The sequence below is a fragment of the uncultured Psychrobacillus sp. genome (genome assembly GCF_938022135.1).
Lineage (GTDB): Bacteria > Bacillota > Bacilli > Bacillales_A > Planococcaceae > Psychrobacillus.
The window spans coordinates 16,681-25,456 of record NZ_CALIED010000044.1; the positions used below are offsets into that span (position 1 = coordinate 16,681).

General features: G+C 35.7%; 7 protein-coding genes. 4 read left to right on the forward strand and 3 right to left on the reverse strand.

What is annotated here, in order from left to right; translation table 11 throughout:
• Positions 1–249 precede the first annotated feature (249 nt).
• The gene (locus Q0371_RS09505) at positions 250–1,959 is read left to right on the forward strand and encodes a transglutaminase domain-containing protein (RefSeq protein ID WP_298470622.1); all 1,710 of its coding nucleotides are present in this window, start codon (positions 250–252) and stop codon (positions 1,957–1,959) included.
• A 331-nt stretch (positions 1,960–2,290) separates the two neighbouring features.
• Here the strand turns inward: Q0371_RS09505 and Q0371_RS09510 are convergent, their stop codons facing one another.
• A complete protein-coding gene (locus Q0371_RS09510; RefSeq protein ID WP_169358529.1) occupies positions 2,291–2,764 on the reverse strand; it encodes a phosphate-starvation-inducible protein PsiE in 474 nt (157 codons plus the stop codon).
• 193 nt (positions 2,765–2,957) lie between these two features.
• Entirely contained in the window at positions 2,958–3,836 is an 879-nt protein-coding gene (locus tag Q0371_RS09515) for a LysR family transcriptional regulator (protein WP_169361543.1), read from the reverse strand.
• 112 nt (positions 3,837–3,948) lie between these two features.
• Here Q0371_RS09515 and Q0371_RS09520 point away from each other — a divergent pair, with 112 nt between their 5' ends.
• The gene (locus Q0371_RS09520) at positions 3,949–5,139 is read left to right on the forward strand and encodes a coenzyme F420-0:L-glutamate ligase (protein WP_169361542.1); all 1,191 of its coding nucleotides are present in this window, start codon (positions 3,949–3,951) and stop codon (positions 5,137–5,139) included.
• A gap of 188 nt (positions 5,140–5,327) precedes the next feature.
• Here Q0371_RS09520 and Q0371_RS09525 read toward each other — a convergent pair whose 3' ends face one another.
• A complete protein-coding gene (locus tag Q0371_RS09525) occupies positions 5,328–5,648 on the reverse strand; it encodes a hypothetical protein (RefSeq protein ID WP_169361541.1) in 321 nt (106 codons plus the stop codon).
• A gap of 360 nt (positions 5,649–6,008) precedes the next feature.
• Here Q0371_RS09525 and Q0371_RS09530 point away from each other — a divergent pair, with 360 nt between their 5' ends.
• Both Q0371_RS09530 and Q0371_RS09535 read left to right on the forward strand, forming a co-directional pair.
• On the forward strand, positions 6,009–7,397 hold the full coding sequence (locus Q0371_RS09530) for a TldD/PmbA family protein (RefSeq protein WP_298470626.1): 1,389 nt from the start codon (positions 6,009–6,011) through the stop codon (positions 7,395–7,397).
• Between the two features lie 2 nt (positions 7,398–7,399).
• Positions 7,400–8,743 carry a TldD/PmbA family protein gene (locus Q0371_RS09535; RefSeq protein ID WP_298470628.1) on the forward strand — a complete coding sequence of 448 codons (1,344 nt, stop codon included), beginning with the start codon at positions 7,400–7,402 and terminating at the stop codon, positions 8,741–8,743.
• Positions 8,744–8,776: the final 33 nt, after the last annotated feature.

Sequence of the window (8,776 nt, forward strand, 5' to 3'; positions counted from 1 at the left end):
CATTTTTTTATTATTTGTATATAATTTAATTTTATTTTAAATTTAGTAAGCAGCTGGCAGTTGGACGCGTAAATTTCTAAGTTATCCCTTGTATTAAGCGTTCGCGCTGTCATCGCTTATACAGCTCACGTCTCCTACTGGAGACACCTGCTACTGATATCAATACATGTAAAAAATAATCCACTATTTTTCCAAATTTATGAGAGAATAAATAGAAGAGTTTTATGCGGATAAAAAGGAGGATGTTCAATGGAGTTATTTAAACGCGGATTCCCTATATTTTGTTTTTTAATTCTTCTCACTGCATGTGGTAATGATTCCGAAACATTGAATAATCCAATACCAACAGAACCTAACATCCCTGTTCCAATAGAAAAAGTTGAAGCTGATCCTTATGAAATTTTAGTTCAGGAAAAAAATAAAAGCATAAACCTTACTCCGCTGGATCTCACTTCCTCTTATGCAAGTGAACTAGGGCTCACCTTTTATGAACCAAAATATGAGAAGTTTTCTGCTAACGGTGAAGTTACTATTGCAGGTGAGATAAAAAAGGCTGACGAACTAAAATCTAACTACATATGGATTAATGTCCAAACAGAAAATGAAAATAGTTATATTCAGGAACAGGACTATTTTGTTCCAATTAGTGATGGTAAATTTAAAAAAATCATTCATTTTTTTAACGGTGAGGGAACGTATAAGATTAAAGTACAGATACCGAGCAAAGAACGAGAAAACCATTACTATGATACAGCAAACTTTGAAGTTCTAAATGTAAACCCAAATAGAATTAGAGATGTTGCCTATACACCTATTGGTTTAGAAGCCGGACTGATCCTTAATACAGAGGTCGGCTATGTAGAAGAAGACGGTATTTATACATTGCAAGGGAACTTACAGAATGGTGGATTATACGAGGATATTATGGTTCGGCTATCAAAAGACGGTCAAACGTGGAGTAATGTTATTCCAATAAAAAAAGGTCAATTTACTACCAATATTCCACTTTTGTTTGGCAAAGGCTTGCATAAGCTAGAAGTTATGATTCCTGATTTAGAGAAAGATAACTTTTACAAGACTGCAACAGATTTGCTTATAGAAAATACATCGTTAGAGATATTGGAACCAATTTCTTATTCTTCCCTATATGCTGAACGCGGGATAAATCTGGTTGAGCCTGTCAGTGGAGAAAAGACAACAGAACACACGTTTCACATTAAGGGTTTTATAGATCCAGAAGCTTCACTATCAAAACAAACTACCCATCTCTATGTGCAAACTCAAAAAGGTGAAGATCATGCTCTAGAGGTCATCCCCATCCAAGACTTTACATTTAACGATTATTTTCATTTAAGATTTGGCCCTGGAGAATATGAAGTATCTATTAGCGTCCCTGAGATTACTGAAACTAAAAATGATTTCTTTAGATATTATGAGGTTGCTAAGTTCGATATAATTTCTTCAGCTGAAGAGGATAAACGAGATATTCTTCCTTCAAGAGGCATTGAATCTGATGCACCACAAATTATTGACCTAGCAAACAGCCTTACAAAAGGGAAAACTTCCGAATTAGAAAAGTCAAAAGCTATTTATGACTTTGTAGCTAACACCATCTCTTATGACGTAGTTAAATTCCAAAATGACGACTTCAAATGGGATGACAGTGCCTTAAAAACTTTAAATTCTCAAACGGGGGTATGTCAGGACTACGCCTACCTTACGATTGCACTCTTACGTTCAAGCAATATCGAAGCCCGATTTGTAGAAGGATACACGACAGATCGACATGCATGGGTAGAGGCTAAGGTCGATGATCGGTGGGTCACAATGGATCCTACATGGGGTGCAGGCTACCTAAATGACAACAAGGAATTTATAGCTAGTTTTAGTGAAGATTATTTTGACCCTGATGAAGAGTTTTTCCAAAAAACGCATACTCGCATTGGTTTAGTATATTAAATTGAGTAGGAGGGCTGGAAAAAATCTCAATTGGCTGTGACGTCGCTTTTTTCATTTGCCTGTCGGGGCAAACACAGGGGCTTACGCTTTTCTATTTGGCTAGCTTCAGCCCCTTGCCCCCTCGGGGTCAAATGGATAAAAGCTCCGGTGGCTGTGAGGCTGCCTCCTCGCTTTTTCCATTTGCCTGTCGGCGCAAGCACAGGGGCTTACGCTTTTCTATATATAAATAAAGAGGATGGTTGTGGTTTATTCACAACCATCCTCTTTGCAACATTTATAGAGGTTTTATTTATTTTTTTAGGAATAATTTCACGACTTAAATAGGTATTTTTCATGCATTCGTTTCTCCCAAGTTTGATGGATTTTCTCTTTCCCTTCCTTTTATAAACCATGGGTTACTAGGTCTTTCGAGTGGTGTAATATTCATAATAAAATAACCAACAATTAAAATTAGAATAACGAGTGAGTAAAAAAGAGTATCAATTGGATGGTCATGCTCTACGATGATTAGACGGATCATTGCTGTGATGCCTACATATAAAAAATATCTAAGCGGAAAGTGGTAGTCTTCTTTGAAGTACTTCACGATCATAGTGATGAATTCAAAATACAAAAAGAATATGAGGATATTAGCAAGGAACATTTTATAATCGCTCGGACCTACTGTGAGCAGCACCTTTATAAAAATAGTCAGCTCCTTCACTAACAAAAAGGCCAGTATAAAGGCCAAGAAGACTAAGCAGAGGTTTAAAAACATTTGCAAGGCTTTTGGGATGATCGATAACACAGCTGTAAATTTAACCATTCAATTCCCCCTTTTTTATAATATATTATTATAATGTAAGGTTACCTAACATGTCTACAATGAAATTTCAGAATATTTTTTTAAAAATCACACTACGTATCCCTACATACTGTATTTTGGAAGAAGAAAGAAGTGCTACCCCAATATGACAAAGCGTAGCACTTCTTAGAAATAGTTGTGGAAAATCAAGCCTTTACTCGATTAATTCTACAAATTTAGTGGCGGCAGTTGATAATGGAACCCTTTTTAGAAAGCACACTCCTATATTTCTTGGCGGTATACTCTCTTTTAACTTCACCTCTTTGAGCATCCCTTTTCTTAAATAATCTCCCGCAAATTGCTTAGTAACACAAGCAATACCTAAGTTAATTTTTGCGAACTCCAATAGTAAATCATGAGAACCTAACTCAAATTCAGGTGATATTTTTACACCCTTTGAAAGCATATATTCTTCCACATATCTTCTCGAGACTGATTTTTGTTCAAGGAATATTAATGGAAATTTTACAAGCTTGTCCAAACTAATTGGCTTTGACAAGACTTTATCAAACTTTTCCCCATATACAAAAATGTCTTGTACCTCTAAACAAGGCCGTTGTCCCAAGCTATCATCATCTATCGGAAAATTACAAAGAGCAATGTCTACGCCTCCACTCTTTAAAATATTGCAAAGCTCTATGGTCGTACCATTTACAATGGTGAATTTAATACTAGGATATTTATTATGGAACTCCTCTAAATAAGGGAGCAAGAAAAATCTTGAAATTGTATCTCCAACTCCAATTTTAAGTTCCCCTGCAGTAAGGTTTTTAAATTCTAAAATTTTCTCCTCACCAGTATCAATGAGCTTTAAAGCAGAGCTAGCATATTCAAAAAGCACAGAGCCTTCTGTTGTTAAAGTAACTCCTTTTGTCGTTCTGTAGAATAATCTGGTATCTAGTTCTTTCTCCAGTTGCATTATGGCCTGACTAACTGCGGATTGACTCATAAAGAGATCTTTTGCAGCCTTCGAAAAGCTATTATTTTTACTTACCATGCAAAATATTTTATATAAATCCAATTTCCCTGACATATAAGCACCTCTTATATCTATTATAATATATATTAATTTTACTTATATCACTGTATTACGTAGAATTACAAGTGGTAATAATATATTTATAATAGTTGAAGGAGCGTTCAATTTGGAAAGAGTAGTGGGAACAGTTGTAAGAGGTCTTCGTGGCCCAATTATAAATAATGGTGATAATATTGAAGAAATAGTAGTAAATAGTGTATTAAAAGCATCAGAAGTGGAAGGCTTTTCTATCAACGATCAGGACATTGTGACCGTAACTGAATCTATCGTTGCCCGCGCTCAAGGAAACTACGCTAGTATAGACCAGATTGCCACTGACGTTCATACGAAGTTTGGAGATGACACACTAGGTGTTATTTTTCCAATCCTAAGTCGTAATAGATTTGCAGTAGTACTCCGTGGAATAGCAAAAGGTGCAAAGAAAATAGTCTTAATGCTAAGCTATCCTTCTGATGAAGTCGGCAATCATCTTGTAGAAATTGACGAGTTAGATGATAAAGGGGTAAACCCTTGGACAGATGTCCTTACAGAGAAACAATTCCGCGACTACTTTGGCTATAAGCTACATCCTTTTACTGGAGTAGACTACATTGCATACTATAAATCGTTAATAGAAGAATATGGAGTGGAATGTGAAGTCATTTTCTCTAACAACCCAAAATCTATTCTAGACTATACAAAAAATGTACTTGCTTGTGATATTCACTCAAGATTTAGAACGAAGAAAATATTAAAAGCAAATGGTGGCGAAAAAATTTATAGTCTAGACAACATATTATCGGAGTCCATTGATGGAAGTGGTTTTAACGAGGAATATGGTTTACTTGGATCGAACAAATCGACAGAAGACACGGTGAAGCTTTTCCCTCGCGATTGCCAACCAATCGTTGATAACATTCAAGAAATTATAAAAGAAAAAACAGGGAAAAATGTAGAAGTAATGGTATATGGAGATGGAGCATTTAAAGATCCTGTAGGACATATTTGGGAGCTAGCTGATCCCGTTGTTTCACCAGCCTTCACATCTGGATTAGCCGGAACTCCAAATGAAGTAAAATTAAAATATCTTGCAGATAATAACTTCGCTCACTTAAGAGGAGAAGAATTAAAGCAAGCAATTACTGAGCATATTAATAACAAAGAAGACAATCTTGTTGGAGCAATGGAAGCTCAAGGTACAACTCCACGTAGATTAACTGATCTTATTGGTTCTCTGTCAGATCTTACTTCCGGTAGCGGAGACAAAGGTACACCAATGATTTATATTCAAGGATACTTTGATAACTATACTAAATAATAAAAAATTAATAAACGAGGCGGGTGCAAAACTCTCCTCAAAATAAGAAGCCTTGAAAATTCTACGGATGTAAAATTTTCATGGCTTCTTTCAATTTTCTGAAGTTATTTACGGTTACAGTGAGTTGTGAAAAAACTGTACTTAGCTACTGTCTCTAATAAGTCAGTTTTTGATTTCTTTAAGTCTATTTAAAACTCTTCATTAAAGACGTCTTTTGGAATCTCTGGCTTAGAAGCTTCTATCATTAAAATAACAGCAGTAATGATATGCATAATCATTCCTACAATAGGTATGAAGCCAATGCAAGAGGTTACTATTCCTAGTATACTCCCTGTCGTAGTTCCTCCGCCTTCTTTTTTTGTAATCACTAGAGTAACTATATGCAGTGCCAGCATAATTAGCAAAGGAATCCAGGCCAAGCTCAGAATTATGATTCCTCCAAGAACTGGTATACCTAGTACAGCCTCTAATCCTCCTGTAACCCATTTCAATATTTTTGAATTTGACATATTCTCTACATCCTCTATTTTCATTTTTTTATAATTATTAAGAATATAACATAACCAGAGAGGGATGTCTTAACTTTCTTATGATTTATTACCCATTTAATCCAATACAGATTTTTAGTTTTTAATTTATTTAGTCGAAATAATACTTCATGAGAAAGGAAATATCCTTTCTATTTCTCCAAAGCCCATGTCAATGCACGTAATAAAGGTCATTCCATACTATTAGAATGCCCAACTCTAACACACTTATTAATGCGTGAATATTACCCTATTAATATTTTTAAAATTTACCAAATTATCAAAATAAACAGTATTAAGTGATAGTTTATTACTATATAATTCTATTAAGGGGGGAATTATATGTTAAAACAGTCCATTATAGAAAACGTATTGGAAGCAGCACTTTCTACCGGAGGAGATTTTTCAGAGATTTTTGTAGAAGATAAATACGTCAATCAATTAGTACTACAAAGCAACAAAATAGAAAAAAGTAATTCGGGTAGAGATTTTGGTATTGGTATTCGTATATTTTTAGGGTTACAGAGTATTTATACGTATACTACTGATTTTTCAGAAGAAGGTTTAATACAAGCAGCCAAGCGAGCAGCCCATGCCATCCAAGGTGGTTCTGCTGGAATCATTCATCCACTTCAAAAAGAAATTATTCAACCACTACATACTATTGCTTTAAAGCCTCGTAGTGTAGAAAATCTTAGAAAAGTATCCGTAATGAGACAGGCAAATGATATTGCAAGAGGCTATGATCCTCGTATTAAACAAGTAGGAATACGCTATATAGACGAGGAACAGAATGTTTTAATCGCAAATTCAGAAGGAAAGTTTGTAGAAGATACTCGTGTATATAGTAGACTATCTATTCAAGCCACTGCTTCTGATGGTATTGAAATGCAGACTGGTTTTTATGGGCCAGGTGCTCATGCTGGGTTCGAATTTATAGAAAATCTTAACTTAGAGCATTATGCCGGAGAGGCTGCTCGTATCGCAGTCAATATGCTTGGTGCAGAGGAATGTCCTAGCGGAAAGTTCCCAGTTATTATTGACAACGAATTTGGAGGAGTTATTTTTCATGAGGCATGCGGTCATGGCCTAGAGGCTACATCGGTTGCCAAAAACAATTCTGTTTTTGCTAATCGAATAGGTGAGAAAGTTGCTCCTGACATTGTATCCTATATTGACGATGGGACATTACCTAACGAATGGGGTTCATTAAATATTGATGATGAAGGTGAAAAAACTCAAAAGAACGTATTAATTGAAAATGGTATTTTAAAGGGCTATCTGATTGATAAATTTAATGCTAGAAGAATGAATGCAAAGCCAACAGGTTCTTCACGTCGACAATCATATAGATACAATCCTACTTCACGAATGACTAACACATTTATCGCACCTGGGTCTTCTACTCCGGAAGAAATAATAGCTTCTACAGAATACGGAATCTATGCTAAATATATGGGTGGAGGGCAAGTTAACCCTGCCACTGGAGACTACAACTTCGCAGTTATGGAAGGTTATATAGTTAAGAATGGAGAAATAGCTCAACCAATCCGTGGTGCTACGCTAATTGGAAATGGCGCTAAGACACTTCAGCTAGTAGATCGAGTTGGAAACAATCTTGCACACGGTGCTGGAATGTGTGGTTCTATTAGTGGAAGCCTTCCAGTTAACGTAGGACAGCCCATGATTCGTGTAAGTGAAATCACTGTTGGTGGAACAAAGGGGGAATAATGATGAATACAACAGACTTTCAAAAAGAGCTGCTTAAACAAGCAAAAGCCACTGGATTTTCTGAAGCAGAAGCTTACTATGAAAGATCAGATTCGTTTAAATGTATGATTTTTAATGGAGAAGTAGATAGTTATGAAACCTCTGAAGAAGCTGGCATAGGATTTAGAGGTCTGTATAACGGAAACATGGGCTATGCTTATACAGAAAAAATAGATGAGAGCTCGATTGCCTTCTTAGTAGAAAACGCTAAGGCTAACGCTGAAATCTTAGATGAAAGTGATAATTCTTCTATTTTCGAGGGAAGTAAAGAATATGTCCAGCATAGCTTTTATAATCCTGAATTAAAGAAGATAGGAATTCCTGAGAAGATTGAACTTATAAAAGCCATTGAACAAAAAGTACTGGCATACGACCCAAGAATAACTACTTTAAATTATTGCATGCTAGAAGATTTTAATTCCGAACGATTAATGATTAATAATAAAGGACTCTCTTTGCAGGATGAAAGAAATGGACTTTATATTTTTGTATCTGCAGTTGTAAAAGCTGATAATGAAATGAAAACCGGGCACGTTATTAAAATGACTCGTGATTTTTATTCTTTGAATGCTGATGAAATTGCTACTGAGCTAGCAAAAGAAGCATTATCTTACTTGGGGGGTAAAACCATCCCGAGCGGAAAATACCCAGTCGTATTCAGACATGATTCCGCTGCCTCTCTCCTAGCAACCTTTTCTGAAATTTTCTCTGCTGAAAATACTCAAAAGGACCAATCACTTTTAAAAGGAAAAGTTGGAGAGAAAATAGGATCAGATATACTGACTCTTGTAGATGACCCTTTCCACCCTGATGCTTTTTCTGGATCTTCGTTTGATGGCGAAGGAGTTGCTACCAAAAAACAAACAATTATTTCTAATGGAACATTAGAAACTATTCTACACAACCGAAAGACTGCTAAGATTGATGGCTGCGAGTCCACTGGAAATGCATATAAATCCTCTTACAAAGGTACTTTAACTATAGCACCGCAAAATTTATATATTGCTCCTGGGGAGCAAAGCAGAGATCAGTTATTAGGTGATCTTCCAAATGGCATTTATATAACTAATTTATCTGGGCTACACTCTGGAACAAATACTATTTCAGGTGACTTTTCTGTGGAAACAACAGGATATCATATTAAAGACGGGAATATCGCATCACCTATAAACCAAATGACTATTGCTGGAAACTTCTATCACCTTATGAAAAACATAGATACCATTGCATCAGATCTTACCTTTCAGCCTGGAGGCTATGGATCACCTTCTATATTAGTAAAAGAGCTTGCTGTAACAGTAGACTAATAAATCTAGCTTTCTTTGAATAAACAGGGAAAG

Excerpts from the sequence above, each read along its gene's own strand:
- Q0371_RS09510 (WP_169358529.1), bottom strand. The coding sequence starts at position 2,764 with ATGGTTAAATTTACAGCTGTGTTATCGATCATCCCAAAAGCCTTGCAA.
- Q0371_RS09505 (WP_298470622.1), top strand. The coding sequence starts at position 250 with ATGGAGTTATTTAAACGCGGATTCCCTATATTTTGTTTTTTAATTCTT.
- Q0371_RS09515 (WP_169361543.1), bottom strand. The coding sequence starts at position 3,836 with ATGTCAGGGAAATTGGATTTATATAAAATATTTTGCATGGTAAGTAAA.
- Q0371_RS09530 (WP_298470626.1), top strand. The coding sequence starts at position 6,009 with ATGTTAAAACAGTCCATTATAGAAAACGTATTGGAAGCAGCACTTTCT.
- Q0371_RS09525 (WP_169361541.1), bottom strand. The coding sequence starts at position 5,648 with ATGTCAAATTCAAAAATATTGAAATGGGTTACAGGAGGATTAGAGGCT.
- Q0371_RS09535 (WP_298470628.1), top strand. The coding sequence starts at position 7,400 with ATGAATACAACAGACTTTCAAAAAGAGCTGCTTAAACAAGCAAAAGCC.